Here is an 18454-nt window from a genome sequence, read left to right on the forward strand (position 1 = left end):
GGAATCCTCGACTCCCGACCGGTTTTTGTCACGCGGCGCGGACCAGTCGGCATGGGTCACTGCATCGCCTGCGGCGAGGACCTCGTCGAGGTCGTCGAGAGCGACACGGACGCACAGTTCAGCGACGCCACCGTCTGGGAGTGCTCGAACTGCGGCGCGATACTCGGCGTCTCCGAGTACGGCGTCTGAGGCGAGCGGCGCGCCCGGAGTCAGACGGCCGTCGGACGCTGGCGCGGGGTTTATCGGCGTCACCGTCGCTCGTACGGGTATGGAAACGACGCGGAGGCGGCTTTTGGCCGGCGTCGGCGCCGCCGGCGTGGCGGGCGTCGCGGGCTGTCTCGACGCCTCGGGAGCGGAGGCCGGCGGCGACGCGGCGGCGTCGCGGCTGGCGTACGTCCGAGTGGCGAACTGGCACGGCGAGCCACACACGGTGCACGTCCTGGTGCAGCGCGGCGGCGACCCGGTACACTGGTCGAGCCACGACCTGCCGTCCGGCGAGGACACGCCGACGACGGCGGCCGTCACGAAGTCGTGGGCGGCCGACCGCGGCGCGTTCTCGGTGTACGTCCGGCTGGACGACGCCGACACCTGGAAGCAGTTCGACGTCAGCGACGGCGGCGGCGCGAACTGCTACGGCGTCGAAATCCGGGTCGGCGCCGACGGCACGCTCGGCGTCTGGTACGAACAGAACCCCGACAGCTGCGACGCCGCGTCGGCGACCCCCGAGAACTGACGGCTTCGAGGCCGCTTCGCGACGCCGGCGTCCTGTGGCACCCGGCGGCGTCCTGCTGCGCCCGCGGAGTCAGTCCGCGTCGCCGCCGCGGGACGCGGTCGTCACTACGGCCACCGCGTCCCGGCCGAGTGCGCCGGCCACGCCGGCCGCGACGAACACCCCGGCGGCCTGGACGAGCCCGCCGACGGACGTGACGACGATACCGATTGCGAGCAGCGCCGCCGCCGCAGCGAGCAGCTCAGTCACCGGGGAGACGACGCGGAGCCGGCGGCGTTCGACGCCGACGCCCGTGGCGACGCCGCCGACCACCAGCACGGTGCCCGCGTAGCCGACGACCCCTGCGACTGACAGCGCGAGGTGGAGGGCGAGGGTCGCGGCCGCCCCGGTCGACGCGGCGACGACGACGGCCTCGCCGTTCGCGGACCAGCCGTTCCGGGCCGCGAGCCGCCGCGCGAGCCGCGGAAGCAGCCACCGCGCCGCCCCGAACACCGCGACGGCGACCGCGGCCGCCAGCAGGACTCGGAGCAGCACGAACGCGAACCCGGTGACGGCGTCCGAAAACTGGAGCGGGACCGTCGCCGCGTCCGGAGCCAGTGAACCCATACGTCGCGGTTCCGCGGACGCAGCATAAATCGGCCGTTCCCGACCGTCGGCCCATACCGAGCGTCGGCGGTGATGTCTTTCACTGGCGTTCGAGACAGTCATGCGCCGTCCGGGAATTGAACCCGGGCTAGTGGCTTGGGAAGCCACTGTCCTACCACTGGACCAACGGCGCGCTGACGCTCCGTGCGGGCCGGTCCCCGCTGAAGCCACCAGTTCGTACCCTATCGCCGCACTTCAACTAATCGGTCCCGGGCGCCGGGTCCGAACTGGACGTTCGTCCAGCCCGCCGCGCCGGCGGGAGGCTATTTGTCGCCCGGCGGTGTAGCCGTCGACGATGAGCGACACCGTCCTGCTGGACGAGTCCGACACGCCGCTCGACCTCCGGCTGTCGACGCTCGAACTGGAGCAGACCCACGGCCACATCACCGACTTCATCGAGGAGACCGTCGACGACGCGGACGCCGACGGCGCCGTGCTCGGCCTGTCCGGCGGCATCGACTCGACGACCGTCGCGTACCTCGCCGTCGAGGCGCTCGGCGCCGACGCGGTGCACGCGCTCGTGATGCCCGGCGAGAAGAACACCGCCGAGAACATGAGCGACGCCGAGCGCGTCGCCGACGACCTCGGCGTCGAGTACGACGTCGTCGAAATCGAGCCCATCGCCGAGCAGTTCTACGACGCGCTGCCGTCGGCGGCCGACGTGAAGATGGCCGAGAGCAACGTCCGCGTCCGGGTGCGCGCCGTCCTCGGCTACTTCGCGGCGAACGCCGAGAACAAGCTGGTGCTCGGCACCGGGAACCGCAGCGAGGCGCTCACCGGCTACTTCACGAAGTACGGCGACCAGGCGGTCGACTGCAACCCAATCGGGAACCTCTACAAACAGCAGGTCCGCCAGCTCGCCGACCACGTCGGCGTGCCGCGCGACCTCGTGATGAAGACGCCGTCCGCCGAGATGTGGACCGGGCAGACCGACGAGGAGGAGATGGGGCTGACGTACGACACCCTCGACGCCATCCTCGCGCTCCACATCGACGGCGAACTGTCCACCGCCGCGACCGTCCGGCACCTCGGCGTCAGCGAAGCCGAGGTCGAACGCGTCGAAGAGCTGTACGAGGCCTCCAAACACAAACGCGCCATGCCGCCTGCCCCCGAAAACGTCCGGCTGTAGCCCGGGCCGGGCCGGCCCGGTCCGGACCGACTCGGACCAGTCCGGACCAGCCGCGCCGACTGACTGGCTCGCTCCCTGCGCCGTCGACGTCCCCGCGGTTCGCATCCCGTCGACGCGTCCGTCTCCGTCGACGTCTCCGTTGCTCAGCCGAAGTGTTCTGCGTGCAGCGACGCGAACTCGTCGCGTTCGGCGCGCTCTTTCTCGGCGGTCGAGCGGTGGTCGCGGACGAGCCGTTTCACGGCGCGGAGCGCGTCGTCGTCGTTGCCGGCGAGTTCGGCGGCGACGGCGGACGGGTCGGGGACGACGCGGGACACCAGCCCCGTGCGGCGGGCCTCGTCCGCGTCGACGACGCGGCCGGAGAGCGCGAAGTCCATCGCGTCGCCCTCCCCGAGGACGCGCGGGAGCCGAGCCGTGCCGCCCCACGCGCCGAACAGACCGAACTGGACGCCCGGCTCCGCGAACGTCGCGTCCGGCGTGGCGACGCGGACGTCGCAGGCGAGCGCGAGCTCGACGCCGCCGCCGCGGGCCGCCCCGTCGACGCCGGCGACGACGACGCTGTCCGCGGCCTCGATGGCGGCGGCGACGCGCTGGCCGTGCGCCGCGAACGCCGCCGGGTCATCCAGCCGTTCGACGACGTCGAGGTCCGCGCCGGCGCAGAACGCGTCGCCGGCGCCGCGGAGCAACACCACCGGCTCCGACGCCTCGGTGACGGCGGCTTCGAGCGCGTCCAGGTCGGCGGGTCGAAGCGCGTTCCGAGCCGCCGGTCGGTCGAACGTCACGACCCGGTAGTCGCCGTCGTCGCCGGTCGCAGAGCGGAGCATGCACCGCGGTTGCACGCGGTTTCCAAAGGTCTTTGCGTGTGCCGGAGCAACCCTGTGCCGATGGACGACGCCGTGCGGGTCCGGGACGCTGCGACGACGGCGCTGGCGGACATCGAACCGGACCGCCTGAACGCCGCCGTGACGGAGCGCATCGCGGACGCGGAGATGACGCCGGGGGCGCTCACGCTCGTCAGCGCCAGGGCGCTCGACGCTGACGCCGACCTGGCCGGCGTCGCAGAACACGCCGCGGGCGTCCAACTGATTTACGAGGGCCTCCGGCTCACCCGGACGCTCGCACACGACGAGCCGTGGAACGCCGTCGACCTCGACGCCGCCGGCGACATCGACGCCGACCTCGACGTGCTCGCCGCCGACGTGTTCGTCTCCCGCGGCTTCTACCTGCTCGCCCGCACCGACGCCGCCGAGAAAGCCGTCGACACCGTCCGCCGCTTCGGCGCCGACCAGACCCGCCGCGGCGACGACGACGACCCGGCGGACCGCGACCGGAACCTCGAAGCCGACGTGTTCGAACTCGCCGTCGTCGCCGGCACCGCCGCCGTCGGCGCCACCGCACCCGACGAACTCCTCAGCTACGCCGCCGACCTCGCCGCCGGCGACGACGACCGGATGCCCGCCGAAGGCGCGCTCCCCGACGCCGCATCCGACCGAATCGCCAAACTCGCCGAGGAACGCATCGCCTCCTCCGCGGATTCGTGACGCCGCACGGAATCCGTAATCGAAACCCCTAAAGTCGCAAGCGGCGAACCGATGGTTGCCTGCCTGGGTAGCTTAGCGGTAAAGCGCGTCCTTGGTAAGGACGAGACCCCGGGTTCAAATCCCGGCCTAGGCTTGAATCGTTTCCTTCACATCCCGGTTACACCTTCCGTAGACCCGAGTATACCACCAATCAATTGGTGGACGCGGGTTGTGCGAGGTGGTCGGCGTGACCGGCTACATAGAGCCGGCTCCCCACGAGTTCGCCGCGAACTACCTTTTCGACGCGAACGGGCTAGCCCCGTTCTTCGCCGCCGACTCGCGAGTGAAAACCGGCGGCGGAAGCCAACGTTCCGAGTTCTGCGACCGCGGAGAGCGATGGACGGTTACGCTGTACTACCAGGACAGCAACGTCGTTCATCCCGGCTCTCGACTCCCAACCGGAACGGAGTGGCGCCTTGACGAGATGCGCGAGTTCCGGCTGAAGGTCAAGCGCCACAGTGAAGAGGACCCGGTCGGACAGCAGAGCTTCAACGCCCACATCACGCCTCGATGGCAAGGAATGAAAGTCGAGAAGAGTGACGGGACGGTTTCCGACTACTCGGTTCCGCAGGGGATTCACGAAGCTGTTAACGTGAAAATTCAGGGGTCTAACGTCGCCTTTCACCGATATATACACATTCTTCAGTCGGCCGCATTGGCGGTCGGAATCCGAGCGGACTACTTCGAAGAACCCCACGAATACAGCAACGTTCAAGACGCAGAGCGATACGTACGCGTCCGCGAGGACGCCAGTGGGCCTGTGCACTCTCGTGAAGGTCCGATTGCCTCGATGGGTCATCTGCTCGAATCAGACCGGCAGGGCTACCGGAAGGTGGTGCAGAATGACGATGACGACCATGGCCGGAATCTGCCGGGATACTATCACACCGTTACACTCGGCCCTCGTCGAATTCGTGAAGCGTTCCCAGGCCACGCGCTCCCCAAAGAGATCAAGCACTACTTCGCGAGAGAGGCTCTCAGTCAGGGAGAGGACTCTCCCCTCGCACATCCGAAGGTCGGCGCATCCTATCAGGTGAGTCGATGGGACGAGAAGTTGGGCGTGACCCCAGAGGAATTGGACCAACTGGAGCGTGAACTTGACCAGACGGTTCTGTCTGTTCTGGCAGACGCTGGCCTCGACATCGCACCATTGGAAGGATCAGGCCCGTTCGTTCCGGATGCGTACTTCGCGGCAGAGACAATTCTGGATACCCCCGAGCCGATTGGGCTTGATCTAACACACATACGGAGTACTCAGGAGAGCGTTGTCATTAGACACCTCGTTGATGGCCTCAGCCCCGTACAGTGGGAGAGCCTACAGACGCTCGTCACTGACGGTGGTGTGGTTTCACCGGCGGATATCGCGGACGAGCACGGCCGCCACGTGGAGAGTGTCAGGAGAGCACTGCGCGGGATTGAGGACCTCGTGGTCCGCGAATATGCGAAGGTAAGTCTACGGTCGAGCTACGTCGCTGAGCTAGTCCATGACGCTGTCCAAGAGGCACAAGAGGCCATCAGGCGCGCTGCCGAGACTGGAGCGAAGGCTATCCGAGTTGCCGAACAGGGGATGGAGGAAACGATGGGTGTCTTCATTGCTTGGGCAGCTCGGCACGGCATCGACGTCAACGACGCGCTGAGCCGGCGCGAGGCACGGATGCAGCTTCGGGTTGGTGAGGCCGGGAGAGATACACGTCGGGCTATCAAAGAAGGGTTCCGCATCTGGCGGGAAGCTGGCCTCCCGACTGAGCGGTTCCGCATGGCTCAGCTCCAATTCAGCAACGGTGGTGTGTCCGATGTGTGGCGGTACCTGAACCCAGGATAGCGAATTGGTTTGAGAGTGGCAACACTGTCCGAGCATCTATCTAGCGGTGTATTCTTCCGGAATTAGCCACTCAGCAGCTGACTTTGATTCATAGAGCGGGATCGATCTATCACTCAGGAGGAGTCGCCCGTCTCGATATCAACCCAGGAGGTTTGATTTCCCGTTAGAGGTGTGCCTAAGGGCACTAAATCAAAATACTCCGCTCCGGTTTCCGCTCTTCCAGCTGAAACGTGGGGTAACGGTCTGGTCGGTGGGAACGGTTTAGTTTAGATTCCCTCAGCCGGCCAGCAGGATCTACTGAGTTCTAGCTGTCTCTACAATGATGGCCTTACCCTCCAGATTCGCGTGGGTGATTATGGGGAGAGATTATCTTATTGTGGGTGGATTGGATCGTATGGACGCAAACGAGGTCAGCGAACACGGTGAAGAAGTGGACATCGCACCCGCTGGATGGGAGGGTGGCGACCTAGCCCACACCGGCGGGAATCTGTTCGCCCATGAGTGGGTACATTCGGAGAAGGAACTCCGTGTCGGGTACTCTGTCGACGATCCCTCCGTCGTAGGTGCTGAAGAGGTGGCCTTCGAAGGAGACGGCGACGAGAAGAACCCGCAGATGTGGCGACTGGTCGGCGACGTGGAGAGCCAGCCCTGCAACGGGGAAGAGTACTGTCTCGAGACTGCAATCGAGCTGATGGAGAAGCTCGGGGGCGGGGAATGAAGGAAGCGGAAGATACTCGGGTCGTGATTCCGCGGGCTATCGTGACCAAGAAGACCGACTCCCGGGGCAGGATCACTCTCGGGACAGAGTACGCAGACGAAGAGGTAACCGTGGCAGTGATCGAAGTATCTGAGTAACTCTTCTACTTCACAACCCGTGTCGGGAGTGTCAATAACTCCCACGAGAGTCGGAATACGTAGGTGCCACGGTGAGTAGCCATCACTTATCGAACCGGTTGACGAAGGTAACCGGCGTCTTCGAGCTGATCGAGTAGATCTTCCAGACGTTCTCGCTTGTCTCCCCGACCTTTGAGGCTCGCGACGGTTCCTCCGAGAGTTCCACCGATGTCCCTCGCTTCCTCGTACTTCGGGTCTCCTGGGCCCAGGACAGTGAACTCGGAGAACTGGAGTCCTTTCTTCTTGCTCGTGCTGTCTCCCACGTTGTCAAGGAGACAGATGCCGTTCGTTCCGAACCGACCGACGGCAATCAGCCGAGAGTCGTCAGACCGTAATGTGCCGATCCCTCCCGCGCGAGAGGCCTCTTCGAATCAATTGAAGACTTCCCCGGCCTCCCTTCTGCCGGAAGACGGAGCGTCGCTACTCTTGAACGAGTATCCAGTGTCGAAATTGACCACCCAGAGTCCACGGGCGATGTACTGCCTCTGAGACGCAGCCGGAACCGCGTTATTCTGGCAGGCGATCGCGACAGGGTCATCGAATTCTTCCACCATAGCCAACAGCTTGTGCCCCTTACACATGAAGACTGGTCCGAATAGCGCTCGTGATAGAGTCACGGCGCACTGCCCAGGTTTCGACTGGAATCGACGGGGCCTTGAATACTTATGCTACGGAGCGCCCAACCTCGTTACGACCGCCATGCTGCTTCCCGAGACTGCCGAAGAGTTCCGACGATCGCTGCTCCGGTGGGCGAGCGAGAACGCCCGGGAGTACCCGTGGCGAGAGCGGGAGCGGTCCCGGTACGAGGTTTTTGTCGCGGAGTTCTTTCTGACTCAGACGCCCGCGGACAACGTCGCCGGCGTGTACCCGAAATTCCTTGATCGATACCCGTCTCTCAACGCGATCAGGGAGGCAGAGGTCGAAAAGATCGAGTCCGTGATAGAGCCACTCGGCTTCCAGCGAATGCGTGCACAGGCGTTGAACTCGATCGCCGAGTCCGTAGACGAACTGCCGGACACTTCCGATCAACTGCAAGAACTCGAACGGGTCGGCCCTTACGTCGCGAACGCGACACTCTGTTTCGCCGACTGCGCCAAGTTACCGATCTTGGACCGTAACGTCGAACGGGTGTACACTCGCGTCTTCGGTGACGAGTACCCCGACAGCCGCTCGGAGAGGGAGCGATTCTGCACCGAGATGCTCCCGGAGGACCCGGACGACGTCAGAATGTACAACCTCGGGCTACTCGACGTTGGAGCGCTGGTCTGTACGAAACGGGATCCCGGCTGCGACGACTGCTTTGCGTTCGAGTACTGTGACTACGCTACGAGTAGGGAGTGAACTGACTCACTTGACGTCCTCGAGGATGCGGTCCATCACACGCTCGATGTCCTCATCGTCCAGCCCCTCTAGTTGGAGATTCGTGAGTGCGTGGTTGAACCGACGAGTCGCCTCGTCGACGACGTCGGAGGGTTCCCCGAGTAGCTTCTCCGAACAGACCTTCGCGGCCGGTTCGTAACGGGCGAACCAGCGGTCGAAGATCTTGTTCGCCAGCGTCTGGTTAGAGAGGACCTCTTCGGTCAGAGTGTAGTCGTCACCGTCGCGAGTGAGTTCGGCGATCCACCAGAGGCGGTGGAGGGCGTTCGAGTAGATGTCCGTCCCCGCGCCCAGGAACTTCTCGGTCATCGCCTTCTTGCTAGTGAACTCCCACCGGTGACGGACGAAGTCCGGGTACCGAACGGTCGCGAGGAAGTGCCAGACTCCGGGATCTGCCGCGACACGCCGCGACATGTTCAGCGACTCTCGAACCACGGGTGCTGCGGCGGCATCGATCGACGTGTCGAACTGAGCGTACGAGTCGACTATCGACTCCAGTTCCTCGTCCAGCTGACTCAACTGGACCTGTTCCCCGGACGGCTCGAGTTCGAGGTACTCTGCGAGCTCGTCGTCCGCGATCGCGTCTTCCTCCCCTTTGAGGAACCCTTCCTCGATCAGTCGCCGTCCATCGGCTGTTAATCGTCGTAGTCGTTGTTCGCTCATTATAGTTGAAGTCCTTCTTCGACGAGGTTGATCAGCTGGTCCCGCGGGTCGATGTAGTCCTGGATCGACCCGTCCAGTCGTTCCATCAGAACAGCGACGCCCTCCGGATCGTCAAGTTCCTCGCGGAGCTGGATTGACGCCCGAGCTACGTCGTCTTCGTCGGTCAGGTCTCGTGCGAAGATGTTGAGGACGGCCTGTTCCCAGTCGTGGCGGGGTTCACCTTCTTCGTCAACGTCGGATATCGCGCGCATTACGAGCTGGGACCAGACCCCTTGCTGGATCTGGTCGAGTACGACGTCCCGCATTCGGGCCTCCGCACCGACCGAGCCGTTCGCGTGGAGGATGTCGACGATTCGACTGTGGTCGCTGTTGATCCAGAGCTTCGGGCTGTCGGCGTTCCGGAAGTCCAGGTGGTACAGTCGCTTCTCACCGGGGAGGTGGTCGTGCTCACTGAACTCGGCTTCCTCGCCGTCGATGAGGCTGTTCCCATTCTCTTCCTCCTCGTCAACGACGACCGTCCACGGCTCACCGCTCGCTAGCCTGACGTTCGGCGTCGTCGCGAACGTGCCGTCGCTCTCGCCCTCCGAAGAACGGACGAGAAACGGAATCAGACGGACTTCCTCGCGGAGACGATCACTGCGGAGTGAGACTTCGACGTCGTGGACGCCTGGGTCGACACAACCCTCAGTTCCACTAGTGTCGACGTCCACCCGATCACGGTAGATAGCGTCCGGGCAGCGAACAGCCACGTAGAGTTTCCCCGGAGGAGAGGACCGTTCGTCTGGTGGAAAGACCGACTCCACTACTTCTTCTGGGAGAGTCACCTCCCCTCGAAGCGTAGCCCGCTCCCACGGGTCGCTCTCGTCGACTGCGAGGTCGACGGTCGAACTCTCACGTTCCTCGTCGAACTCGACTGGCTGCTCTCCCTCTACCTGACACCCCTCCAGCTTGAGCGAGAGCCCGTTCTCTCGATACGGGTACGGAAGAGCCGTCTGGCGTAACTTCTGGCTCTTGGAGTCGGCCATCAGTCACCACCTCCGAGTCGAACTTCGGCGTCTACTTCCAGACGTGTCTCCCCGACGGACCCGTCGAAGAAGTCCACGTGTCCGATCAAGCGTGACTCTCCCTGGAACTCTACTCTCCCGACACTCGGTGACGCTCGCAGAACCATCGCTCCGTCCTCCTCAACGACGTCGACGCCTTCCACGTCGACGTTGACCGAGTCTATCGGGACCTGTCGGTACTTCGTCCCGTCCTCACCGACTCCCGTGAGCGAGACTTCGGCCGTCCAGCCGGAGTGGTCGTCGGCCTCGGGTTCGACGCTTCCACTGAAACGCCAGCGGTTCCGTTCGAAGAACGCTGTCCCGTCCAGTTCGAACGACTGCGAGTTCGCCGGAGAGCTGCTCCGGCGGCCCTGCCCGTGGATGGGGAACTTCTTCAGGACGTTCTCCGGGAGGTCACGCTCGCCTCGCCCGCTTCGCGAGACGAGGTTCCGAAGCTCTTCCCGGATGTCCGCTTCGAGGTTGACGATCGCCTTCCGGTAGCCCTGCATGTATTGCTGTTTCAGGTTCTCTGTCGAACGCCACTCGTCGTGTTCGGGGGGTTCGGCGAATCGGAGGAAACGGTCGATCTCATCGTCCGACTTCCGGGGCGCACCAGTAGACCGTGCGGTGCCTGCTGCGAGGACCCCGAAGAAGTTCCGGTCTCCGAAGGACACGCGACTCTGGTCGTAGTACTTCACGACCATCCCCGCACCTCTGAACATGGCGACGTGGTTACGGAGCGTCGGGTCGTCGATGGGTGAGGCGAGACGTGCGGCGAGCCTGACGGGACCACTCTCACTCTCGGTCCCGTCGTCCTTCTTCGGGAGGTCTACCTCGATGTCGCGCCCGGCGACGTCGCCGGGCGTCTCCAGCCGCGTTTCACCGTTGTACCGGTTCGCGTAGGCGTCGACGAATGGTTGTACCGCGGAGTGGTCGTCTACGTCGACCTCCGTCGTCTCAGAACCGACCTGGACGTTCACTTCGAGGTCGTCTCGGTACATCGCGGGCCAGAAGTACTTCGCGGCGGCGTCGACGAGCTCCCGCCCGAGGCTCTCGAGGCTCGGCGTGTGATCTCGTGCTGGGTCCCGGAACCCAACGACCATCGCACTCGTTCCCGGAGTGCTCGGTCGGTCGACACCGAGTCGTTCGGCCAGTGATTCGGCCGTCGCTCCCCACAAGGAACGAGGCTTCGGATCTTCTTCTGTGTCGTCGATGGTGCAGAGCCAACCTGCGCCCTGGTACTCCGTGTCGTCGCCGCTCAGGCTGTGTGTCGGAAGCTTGGTCCGGGCGATGAGTCGTCGACGGTCTCCTCGGTCGGAAGGCTCGCTCAGATACGAGTTGAAGACGACCGTAGATGCTCCGGAGAACGTCCAGAGAACTGACTTCCCGAGTCCGTACGACCCCCCTGCCGTCTCGTCTTGTTTCTGGCTGTAGAGTTCGTCCCGAACGAGGGCGGCGTAGTTCGAATCTTCACTCCAGCTGCCGGTGAGGCCCGTCGTGTTCTTGTCTTCGACGACGAGCACCCGTAGTGACGGCTCCTCGTCTTCCAACGTCTCCTGGAATTGTTTGAAGCCTCGGCCTCTGTCCGATTCAGCTACTGCACCGATCCGCTCCCGTAACTCACTCTCCCAACCGATCGCTTCGAGGAACTCGCGGAGTTCGCCACCCGAGAGCTCCACCAAGCGGAACGTCACCTCGACCGGCATGTCGTTCGGCAGAGCCTGGTCGTTCGCGTTTTGCAGGACCTCCCGGACGAAACTCTCCGTGTTGTGGTCGACCGCGTGTTTGGTCGGGTCCCCGCCGAACCGTGGTGCGCTCTGTCCGCCGTCGTAGAAGTGCCACCCTACTTCTTGTGCGAGGTTCTCGGTGTTCATGAACCACCTCTCCGGATCTCTAGGCCTTCTTTCACCGGAGCGCGCCGCCTTTCTGGATTGCGGCGCCCCTCTCGATGGTGTGGCTCAGGTTGGTGAATCATGTCCTGTACGTTCAATATATCGAGGGTGGTTTTACCGCGTCGGTTCGAGTCGAAGAGATGACTATTTCCACTCTGGTCCGTCTTTCCGAGAGATGGCGGGGAAATCGCACAGAAGATTTAACGTCTACCTTGAGGAGAATAGTGTATGAAAGTATCCGCCGTTGACCTCTTCTGCGGAGCCGGTGGTCTCACGCGAGGCCTCGAAGACGCCGGCGTCGACGTCTCTGTCGGGATCGACGTCGATCCCGCGTGCAAGTACCCGTACGAGGAGAACAACGACGCGGACTTCCGCCTGACCGACATCCGGCCCCTTGCGAAGAACCCGGAGAGAATCGCTGCACAGTTCGAGCGAGACGCCGACATCCGGGTACTGGCCGGCTGTGCGCCCTGTCAGCCGTTCTCGCCACTGAACCACGGAGGCGACAGTAGCCAGCACGACAAGTACGGGATGCTCGGTGAGTTCCGCGACGTCGTTGAGTACGTCCGTCCCGACGTCGTCGTGATGGAGAACGTCTTCGAAGTTCGGAACCACCGACCGTACGAGATCTTCGAAGAGACGCTCGAACGGATGGGGTACTCCGTGAACAGCGACGAAGACAAGAACGTCTACTGTCCCGAGTATGGCATCCCTCAGAAGCGGAAGCGGTGGGTACTGATCGCCTCTCGCGACGGCACTATCGAGCTCGGTGAGCCGGAGAACGAGGACGAGTCGGAGTACCCCACCGTTCGCGACGCGATCGGCCACCTACCGAGCCTCGACAACGGGGAGGCCGATCCGGAACGGAAGCTGCACCAGTCCCGTGACCTCTCTGAACTGAACGAAGAGCGGATTCGGAACATGAGGGCCGGAGAGGACTGGACCGTCTGGGAAGAGGAAGGGAAAGAGCACCTCCTCCTTGACTGTCACATGAAGGCGAGTGGCCGGAGCTACCGGGCGCCGTACGGACGGATGTCGCCTGACGAGCCAGCGCCGACGATCACGACGCAGTTCTACAACTACGGGAGCGGACGCTTCGGCCACTACGACACTGATCAGGACCGCGCGCTCTCGCTCCTCGAGGGTGCGATGATTCAGACGTTCCCCCATGACTACGAGTTCGTTGAGGACTGGGACGAGGCGTCTATCACCCACCTGGGCAGGATAATCGGGAACGCCGTGCCTCCACTACTCGGTCGACGGATCGGCGAGTCCATCCTCTCGCACTACGAGGGCGGGAGCGAGACGTCAGCGGAACCTTCGGCTGCAGACTGACTTCCCGGCCTCCCGATTCCTAGCGAGGGAAATATACCTGCCCCGCACCGAGTCCGGGTAAGATGGCCGGCTACCGGACGTCTGAACGCTCCCGCTCGTCCTCTAACGTGGAGAGCGACTCTACTAGCTCCCTCCGAGGTGAACGATGAGTAGTTACGGCGACGACCGTCCGACGATTCTGCATTGTTTTGCGGACAAGGGCACGGAGTCGGAAGTGCTCTCGAACTTCGGTGACGTTGTTCGAGTGAGCATCGACGCCCAGGACACGAACGAGAGCGAGCCCATCACTGCAGACGCTCACCTCCTGCCAGAGGGCGACGAAGAGAAAGACTGGGGCTTCCCAATCAAGGACGACGTGACGTTTGACCTCGGAGTCTTCCACCCTGTCTGCACGAAGTGGGCGGCGACGACGAGCATCTCCGGAGACCCCGACGAGCACGAGAACATGATCCCGAGTGCTCGGTCCATCGCCCAGGACTACTGCGACCACTACGTTATCGAGAACGTACCGAAAGCCGAACCGCTTCGGGACCCGACGATCCTCAGCGGACGGATGTTCGGGCTCCCGATAGAGTACGAGCGGGCGTTTGAGACGTCGTTCCACGTCCCTCAGCCACCGCGTGAGAGAGCGTTCCTTACTACCGAGGGACCTTCCGACACGACAGAAACTTCGTCGTTCTTCTTCTCGGAACGGTCGAAAGAGTGGTGGGCGTCGGCCAAGGGATACGATCCGAGACCCTACGCTAAGCAACACATAGCCAAGAATACGATACCGGCGCCCTTCATCCAGTACCTGATTAGGGCGTGGCTAGCTGTTTACGAGGAAGAGCAAGGGGTTACGCAGGACCGAGTAGACTACTCGGACTACGACGAGCGGATGGAGACCGGACGCCGAGAAGCCGACAACAGTCAGCTATCCGATTTCACTATCGGCGGTGAAGGCGACTCCGAAGGTAACTAACGCAGCTCTTCGAGGACACCCTCACGCGTCTCTTCGACGAGGGAGTAGGCCTGCTCGTAGTCTAGACTCTCCGCACAAACTACCGTGAGGTTCTCGCGCAGCTGGGTCGTAGTGTCGCTTATGATATCGGTGTTTGCGGGCTCGAATCGCTCCACTTCCTCTTTCTCGAGTAAGTCGATACAAGCGTGAGTAACTGGCTTGTGCCGGCCGAACCAACGGTCGGCGATGTCGTTCGCAAGCTCTTGTTGTCCGAGCATAGACTCGGTTCGGCCGTAATCGTCACCGTCACGGCTTATCTCTGCAATCCACCAGAGTCGGTGGATCGCGTTGGAGTATATGTCTTCCCCACCTTCGAGGAATTTCTCCCTCATCTTGCTACTCCATCGATACCGGACGAACTCGGGGTACCGGACCAAAGTGAGGTAGTGCCAGATACCGTCGATAGCGGCTTTGCGACGCGTGATGTCGATGTTCCTGTGGATGACCGGGGCTAATTCAGCACCAATCTCCGACTTACGGCCGTCGAACTCGCCGCTTTGCAGAATCTCCTTGATCGCCTCGTCGAGTCTTGAGAGGTCCACCTCGATCCCCGTCTTCTTGAGGTACGGCTCCAGGTCGCTCTCGTTAAGATCTTCCTCGCCTTCGAGGAATTCCTCACTGACCAGCGCCTTTCCGCTCTCTTTGAGTCTCAGTAGTTCAGTCAATTTCGATCCCCTCTTGAAGTAGCTTAAGTGCTTGCGTCGGGTGGTCTACCCGTTTTTGAATCGCTGCGTCTATCTCCTTTGCGAGAACGTCAACGTCTTCACCTGACGACGCGAGCTCTCCCAATCGACGCACTACGTCTTCGTAATCCTCTACGTCGAACAACTCGTCTTCGAATAGCTCTACGACTTCCTCCTGCCACGGGTATTTCAGCTCACCACCGTCGGGATCGGCATCCGACGCAGTCCGAAGCAGAAGCTCTTGCCAGACAGACTGTTCGATGTAGTCGTAGAGCACGTCTCTGAATCGAGCGTCGTGTCCCACAGCTCCGTCTGATTGAAGCACTCCGATCAGCTGCTGGTGATTCGCGTTTAGGAACAATTTGGGTGTGGAGGGGTCCTCAAAGTGTAGGTAGTGGAGGTTCTCGCCGTTCGGGAACGAATCGAAGTGGTCGAACGGTTCTATACGTGGGTGAAGGAAGCCTCCGTCTTCCTGCTCACGGTCGATCTCTACCGTCCAAGCTTCGTCGGACGCTAAGCGATCGCCGTAATCGGTGGCGTAGTCCTCGTTGATGTCCTGTGGTTCCCCCCTGACCAGGTACGGTTTGATCTTCACTTCACCTCGGAGGGAGTCCCGTTTCAGTTCGACACTGAACTCGTAGTCACCCTCACCGTCTACATCCACGTCCAATTCTCGTTCGGATATTCCGAACCTCAACATCGTCTGTGACGCCCGAACGGCGATGACCAGACTCACCGGCGGCTCATCCCTCTCTTCGAAGGGTAGTGTACCGGAGAACACCTCCTCCGGAACGTGGATGGAGCCACCGATCGACATTTCCTCCCACTCTTGAACAGCAACGGCCGATAGCCTTCTGTCGGATTTAACGATTTGATACGCGTCTTCCGGAGCTTCTGGCCCCTTAGTGACTTCCAGAGACCCGACTTTACAGTTCAGCTTGTCTTGGAGGTAGTTGTGCGGGAATCCCTCTGTGTGGAGGTGTCCAGATTTCGGTTCGTTCTGCGTGTCCACCATCAGCTTTCACCTCCCTCTTTCTTGACCACTTTCGCGTCCACGTTGAGCCGCATCTTCGTTTTCCTGTAGTCGGGGTCCGACCAGCCGATGAACTCGAAAGTTCGAACGTCATCCGGGACGTTGAATCGCTTCTCGTAGCCGTCTTCACCAGTAGTCATGGTGCACCCCTCGGACAGTTCCGAGAAGTTGTGGATGGAGATGTAGTCGTTCGTCTGTCTCTCTTCACCCATCCGTCGAAGTGAAATTGTCACTTCCGTGAGTTCGTACTCACTCTTCAAGGGGCTGACCTGACCTTCGAATTTCCACTTACGCTCCTCGCTGTTGTACGTCACGTGTGTCTTCCCCTCTATTCGGGGGTCCGTCTCCGGCTCTGTCTTTCGCCCCTGATTCGTTATTGGGAATCGATTGGCCAGGAGTTCTGGCCCCAGCGTCCCCCTGTCGACGTTCGGTCCGACGACGGAACCGACCGTCTCGGATATCTGGTCGTGCAGTCCATCTATCGCTCTCTTCGTTCCCTGCTTGTAGTCGTCTCGAGTAGCGCTCGTCTGCTCCCACCTGTCGTGTGTGGGCGGCTCTGCGTCTTTCAGGAAGCGCTCCATCAGGTGGTCGTCTGTGGTGGTTTCGTCCGACTCCAACCACGCCCGTGCCTTCCCACCGAGGGCGACTGCGTGGAAACCGCGGCTCCCGTGTACTAGCTTATCGCGGTCCCAGTAGCGAACGACCATCCCCGAACCGCGGACCAGCGCGACGCTATTGTCGAATTCACCGTCACCGTCCTCTGTGAGTCGAACTGCGAGACCGACGGCCCCCTCACTCGGCATGGAGGTAACCGCTTCGCCCTCGATGGTCGGTGGAGAAACGTTCTCGTCGTCGACCATGTCCGGGACGTCGATAGTTTCGTATCCGTAGACTACGTCTCCCTCCTCCTCCAGCTGTTCGTCTGGTGAGGAGGTCAGACTATTGACGAAGGGACGAACGGAAGGGACTGCGTCTACCGTCCCCTCGTAGGTTTCTGCCTCCGTCTTAACGCTCACACGAAGCTCGTCACGGACGATCGCAGGCCAGAACCACTTCACGGCCTCCTCTCGGATCTCTGCCGCGAGTTCATCGACCCCCCTCGGCTCTTCCCTCACCGGGTCTCGGAAGCCAACGACAGAGATGCTTGTTCCTGGCTTGTCGTAGTCCTCTCGATCGATCTGAAGTGCACCCGCGAGCTCCTCGGCATCACTACTCCATACGGAGGCCGCAGGAGCGTGTTCGTCGTCCTGCTGGGAGGTGTCGCCGAAGAACCCTTGGCCGTTGTGCCTAGTCTGATCCTTCCAATACTGTGGGAGTCGAGTCCGACCGATGACGCGTGGATTGTACGGAACCGGATCGGGTTCGCTTAGCACCGAATTGAACAGGATCGTCGACGTACCCGAGAAGATCCGAAGAACCGCTTTCCCCAAGCCGAACTTCCCGCCGGCCGACTCTTCGTCCTTGTTCGACTCGAGACTGTCCCGGACTAGTGCGGAGAAGTTCGTACTCCCACGCCCCGGCTCTGCCGCGTCCGGTCCGGTCAAACCCTGAGTATTCTCGTCTCTTACGGTGAGGAGACGGAGAGAGCCTTCTTCTTCGACGCCGTCGGCAAACTGTTGGATACGACGGCCGATCTGGTTGTTCTCGGCAGCAGCAGCGACTTGCTCGTACCAGTCGTCCCACCGAAACGCTCGTTTGAAGCGTCTCAGATCGTCGTCGGCCAGCTCCTTGATCTCGAACGTGACGTCTACCGGTTCGTCTGAGTCTTCCAAGCCGGCGTCGTTGGCGTTCTGGAGGACCTCTCGAACGAACGTCTCGAGGTCCCCCTCCATCGTGAACTGTGTGAGGTCGCCCCCTTGCCCGGCACCACGCTTCGATAGTGAGGGGAAGCCCCAACCGATATCTTCCCCACCTGGAGGTTCTTCAGAACTCACCTACACCACCTTCTCGAGCGGCTCCCTCTCTGCCAGAACCGACTCTTCGCCGAGCTGGAGGGATAGTTCGACACTGTCACTCGCGGTAATGTAGCGATTTCCTATTGCATAAATATATTGTCTCAGACAACAATCGTGGACGGCCGGAAAGTCAAACACCTACGACTTCGTAGAATCAACCACGTTCCGCGACGGACAAGTAGAGGGCGTAGTTCCCCGTCTCTTCACCCGTCTCCCGGTCTTCGGTCTCTTTCAGGTTGATTTCAACCCGGCGACTGTAGTCTTCCATATCGATGATCCACGAGAACAGTCCGGCGATGGTCTCGATGAACTGGGGGCTGCCCGTGACCCGGATGTTGGAGATGTCCGCGGGGTAGGAGCTCCCCTCGAAGTCGCTGGGCTTTTCTATCGTCGCTCGCCGCATCTCCGCCCCCGACGGTCGGTCCCGGTTCTTCAGCCAGTCCATGGCCTCGGACTTCGGAACCGTTCCGGACTTGGTCGTCGGAAGGGACTCCAGTTCTGTCTTCGTCGCTTCCCCCCCATCTGCACGGCCGCGATCTTTGTCGAAAGATTCGGTCTCCGCTCCGTCAACCTTGTACTCTGCACCGCAAGATCCACACTCACCACTCCCGGTCTGTGGGGTAATGATGCTCCCACAGTCGTCGCAGAAGTACATATGGAGTACCAACCATCGGTA

General features: G+C 62.1%; 19 protein-coding genes and 2 tRNA genes. 10 read left to right on the forward strand and 11 right to left on the reverse strand.

Translation table 11 applies throughout. The features are described 5' to 3' along the window. The first annotated feature begins 51 nt into the window (after positions 1-51). Together ACQUST_RS01380 and ACQUST_RS01385 are read left to right on the forward strand one after the other, a co-directional pair. Positions 52-189, forward strand: coding sequence for a hypothetical protein (locus ACQUST_RS01380; protein WP_435124108.1), 138 nt, complete (start codon positions 52-54; stop codon positions 187-189). 79 nt (positions 190-268) lie between these two features. Beyond that, a complete protein-coding gene (locus tag ACQUST_RS01385; protein ID WP_435124109.1) occupies positions 269-733 on the forward strand; it encodes a hypothetical protein in 465 nt (154 codons plus the stop codon). Between the two features lie 69 nt (positions 734-802). Here ACQUST_RS01385 and ACQUST_RS01390 read toward each other — a convergent pair whose 3' ends face one another. Both ACQUST_RS01390 and ACQUST_RS01395 read right to left on the reverse strand, forming a co-directional pair. Beyond that, complete coding sequence (locus ACQUST_RS01390; RefSeq protein ID WP_435124111.1) at positions 803-1336, reverse strand: hypothetical protein; 534 nt, start codon at positions 1334-1336, stop codon at positions 803-805. Positions 1337-1437: 101 nt separating this feature from the next. After that, a tRNA-Gly gene (locus ACQUST_RS01395) sits at positions 1438-1508 on the reverse strand. A 162-nt stretch (positions 1509-1670) separates the two neighbouring features. Here ACQUST_RS01395 and ACQUST_RS01400 point away from each other — a divergent pair. Next, positions 1671-2504, forward strand: coding sequence for an NAD+ synthase (locus ACQUST_RS01400; RefSeq protein ID WP_435124112.1), 834 nt, complete (start codon positions 1671-1673; stop codon positions 2502-2504). Positions 2505-2647: 143 nt separating this feature from the next. Here ACQUST_RS01400 and ACQUST_RS01405 read toward each other — a convergent pair whose 3' ends face one another. Next, on the reverse strand, positions 2648-3325 hold the full coding sequence (locus tag ACQUST_RS01405) for an enoyl-CoA hydratase/isomerase family protein (RefSeq protein ID WP_435124113.1): 678 nt from the start codon (positions 3323-3325) through the stop codon (positions 2648-2650). A gap of 60 nt (positions 3326-3385) precedes the next feature. On the opposite strand from ACQUST_RS01405, the gene ACQUST_RS01410 reads away from it, so the two are divergent. From ACQUST_RS01410 to ACQUST_RS01425, 4 genes are all read left to right on the forward strand, one after another. Continuing rightward, positions 3386-4042, forward strand: a complete 657-nt coding sequence (locus ACQUST_RS01410; protein ID WP_435124114.1) for a DUF7114 family protein — start codon at positions 3386-3388, stop codon at positions 4040-4042. A gap of 61 nt (positions 4043-4103) precedes the next feature. Beyond that, positions 4104-4175: transfer RNA gene (locus tag ACQUST_RS01415), tRNA-Thr, on the forward strand. A 93-nt stretch (positions 4176-4268) separates the two neighbouring features. Beyond that, entirely contained in the window at positions 4269-5903 is a 1635-nt protein-coding gene (locus tag ACQUST_RS01420) for a MarR family transcriptional regulator (protein ID WP_435124116.1), read from the forward strand. A gap of 394 nt (positions 5904-6297) precedes the next feature. Continuing rightward, a complete protein-coding gene (locus ACQUST_RS01425) occupies positions 6298-6621 on the forward strand; it encodes a hypothetical protein (protein WP_435124118.1) in 324 nt (107 codons plus the stop codon). A 547-nt stretch (positions 6622-7168) separates the two neighbouring features. Here the strand turns inward: ACQUST_RS01425 and ACQUST_RS01430 are convergent. Then, positions 7169-7351, reverse strand: a complete 183-nt coding sequence (locus tag ACQUST_RS01430) for a hypothetical protein (RefSeq protein WP_435124120.1) — start codon at positions 7349-7351, stop codon at positions 7169-7171. Positions 7352-7496: 145 nt separating this feature from the next. On the opposite strand from ACQUST_RS01430, the gene ACQUST_RS01435 reads away from it, so the two are divergent. After that, positions 7497-8138, forward strand: a complete 642-nt coding sequence (locus ACQUST_RS01435) for a hypothetical protein (protein ID WP_435124121.1) — start codon at positions 7497-7499, stop codon at positions 8136-8138. Positions 8139-8144: 6 nt separating this feature from the next. Here the strand turns inward: ACQUST_RS01435 and ACQUST_RS01440 are convergent, their stop codons facing one another. Genes ACQUST_RS01440 through ACQUST_RS01450 form a run of 3 tightly spaced genes read right to left on the reverse strand, consistent with a single transcriptional unit; the run spans position 8145 to position 11754 of the window. Continuing rightward, the gene (locus ACQUST_RS01440; protein WP_435124123.1) at positions 8145-8837 is read right to left on the reverse strand and encodes a DUF6339 family protein; all 693 of its coding nucleotides are present in this window, start codon (positions 8835-8837) and stop codon (positions 8145-8147) included. After that, a complete protein-coding gene (locus tag ACQUST_RS01445) occupies positions 8837-9862 on the reverse strand; it encodes a hypothetical protein (RefSeq protein WP_435124124.1) in 1026 nt (341 codons plus the stop codon). Before ACQUST_RS01445 ends, ACQUST_RS01440 begins: the two co-directional genes overlap by 1 nt. Continuing rightward, positions 9862-11754 (reverse strand): hypothetical protein, encoded by a 1893-nt coding sequence (locus ACQUST_RS01450; protein ID WP_435124125.1) that lies wholly within the window; start codon positions 11752-11754, stop codon positions 9862-9864. Before ACQUST_RS01450 ends, ACQUST_RS01445 begins: the two co-directional genes overlap by 1 nt. A 246-nt stretch (positions 11755-12000) precedes the next feature. Here ACQUST_RS01450 and ACQUST_RS01455 point away from each other — a divergent pair, with 246 nt between their 5' ends. Next, positions 12001-13107, forward strand: coding sequence for a DNA cytosine methyltransferase (locus ACQUST_RS01455; protein WP_435124127.1), 1107 nt, complete (start codon positions 12001-12003; stop codon positions 13105-13107). A gap of 145 nt (positions 13108-13252) precedes the next feature. Then, positions 13253-14068: a hypothetical protein gene (locus tag ACQUST_RS01460; RefSeq protein ID WP_435124129.1), complete on the forward strand. Its 816-nt coding sequence runs from the start codon at positions 13253-13255 to the stop codon at positions 14066-14068. Here ACQUST_RS01460 and ACQUST_RS01465 read toward each other — a convergent pair. The 4 genes from ACQUST_RS01465 to ACQUST_RS01480 form a co-directional block, all read right to left on the reverse strand. Further along, complete coding sequence (locus ACQUST_RS01465; protein ID WP_435124131.1) at positions 14065-14772, reverse strand: DUF6339 family protein; 708 nt, start codon at positions 14770-14772, stop codon at positions 14065-14067. The two genes, ACQUST_RS01460 and ACQUST_RS01465, sit on opposite strands and share 4 nt — an antisense overlap. Next, positions 14765-15805: a hypothetical protein gene (locus tag ACQUST_RS01470; protein WP_435124132.1), complete on the reverse strand. Its 1041-nt coding sequence runs from the start codon at positions 15803-15805 to the stop codon at positions 14765-14767. Before ACQUST_RS01470 ends, ACQUST_RS01465 begins: the two co-directional genes overlap by 8 nt. Then, the gene (locus ACQUST_RS01475; protein ID WP_435124134.1) at positions 15805-17757 is read right to left on the reverse strand and encodes a hypothetical protein; all 1953 of its coding nucleotides are present in this window, start codon (positions 17755-17757) and stop codon (positions 15805-15807) included. Before ACQUST_RS01475 ends, ACQUST_RS01470 begins: the two co-directional genes overlap by 1 nt. Before the next feature lie 175 nt (positions 17758-17932). Beyond that, positions 17933-18433, reverse strand: a complete 501-nt coding sequence (locus tag ACQUST_RS01480; protein WP_435124136.1) for a hypothetical protein — start codon at positions 18431-18433, stop codon at positions 17933-17935. Between the last annotated feature and the right edge of the window lie 21 nt (positions 18434-18454).

It is taken from the genome of Halobaculum sp. D14 (assembly GCF_051195135.1).
GTDB lineage: Archaea > Halobacteriota > Halobacteria > Halobacteriales > Haloferacaceae > JBNTKA01.

Excerpts from the sequence above, each read along its gene's own strand:
- ACQUST_RS01445 (WP_435124124.1), bottom strand. The coding sequence starts at position 9,862 with ATGGCCGACTCCAAGAGCCAGAAGTTACGCCAGACGGCTCTTCCGTAC.
- ACQUST_RS01460 (WP_435124129.1), top strand. The coding sequence starts at position 13,253 with ATGAGTAGTTACGGCGACGACCGTCCGACGATTCTGCATTGTTTTGCG.
- ACQUST_RS01385 (WP_435124109.1), top strand. The coding sequence starts at position 269 with ATGGAAACGACGCGGAGGCGGCTTTTGGCCGGCGTCGGCGCCGCCGGC.
- ACQUST_RS01430 (WP_435124120.1), bottom strand. The coding sequence starts at position 7,351 with ATGGTGGAAGAATTCGATGACCCTGTCGCGATCGCCTGCCAGAATAAC.
- ACQUST_RS01390 (WP_435124111.1), bottom strand. The coding sequence starts at position 1,336 with ATGGGTTCACTGGCTCCGGACGCGGCGACGGTCCCGCTCCAGTTTTCG.
- ACQUST_RS01440 (WP_435124123.1), bottom strand. The coding sequence starts at position 8,837 with ATGAGCGAACAACGACTACGACGATTAACAGCCGATGGACGGCGACTG.
- ACQUST_RS01435 (WP_435124121.1), top strand. The coding sequence starts at position 7,497 with ATGCTGCTTCCCGAGACTGCCGAAGAGTTCCGACGATCGCTGCTCCGG.
- ACQUST_RS01450 (WP_435124125.1), bottom strand. The coding sequence starts at position 11,754 with ATGAACACCGAGAACCTCGCACAAGAAGTAGGGTGGCACTTCTACGAC.
- ACQUST_RS01480 (WP_435124136.1), bottom strand. The coding sequence starts at position 18,433 with ATGTACTTCTGCGACGACTGTGGGAGCATCATTACCCCACAGACCGGG.
- ACQUST_RS01380 (WP_435124108.1), top strand. The coding sequence starts at position 52 with ATGGGTCACTGCATCGCCTGCGGCGAGGACCTCGTCGAGGTCGTCGAG.
- ACQUST_RS01425 (WP_435124118.1), top strand. The coding sequence starts at position 6,298 with ATGGACGCAAACGAGGTCAGCGAACACGGTGAAGAAGTGGACATCGCA.
- ACQUST_RS01400 (WP_435124112.1), top strand. The coding sequence starts at position 1,671 with ATGAGCGACACCGTCCTGCTGGACGAGTCCGACACGCCGCTCGACCTC.
- ACQUST_RS01470 (WP_435124132.1), bottom strand. The coding sequence starts at position 15,805 with ATGGTGGACACGCAGAACGAACCGAAATCTGGACACCTCCACACAGAG.
- ACQUST_RS01455 (WP_435124127.1), top strand. The coding sequence starts at position 12,001 with ATGAAAGTATCCGCCGTTGACCTCTTCTGCGGAGCCGGTGGTCTCACG.
- ACQUST_RS01405 (WP_435124113.1), bottom strand. The coding sequence starts at position 3,325 with ATGCTCCGCTCTGCGACCGGCGACGACGGCGACTACCGGGTCGTGACG.
- ACQUST_RS01410 (WP_435124114.1), top strand. The coding sequence starts at position 3,386 with ATGGACGACGCCGTGCGGGTCCGGGACGCTGCGACGACGGCGCTGGCG.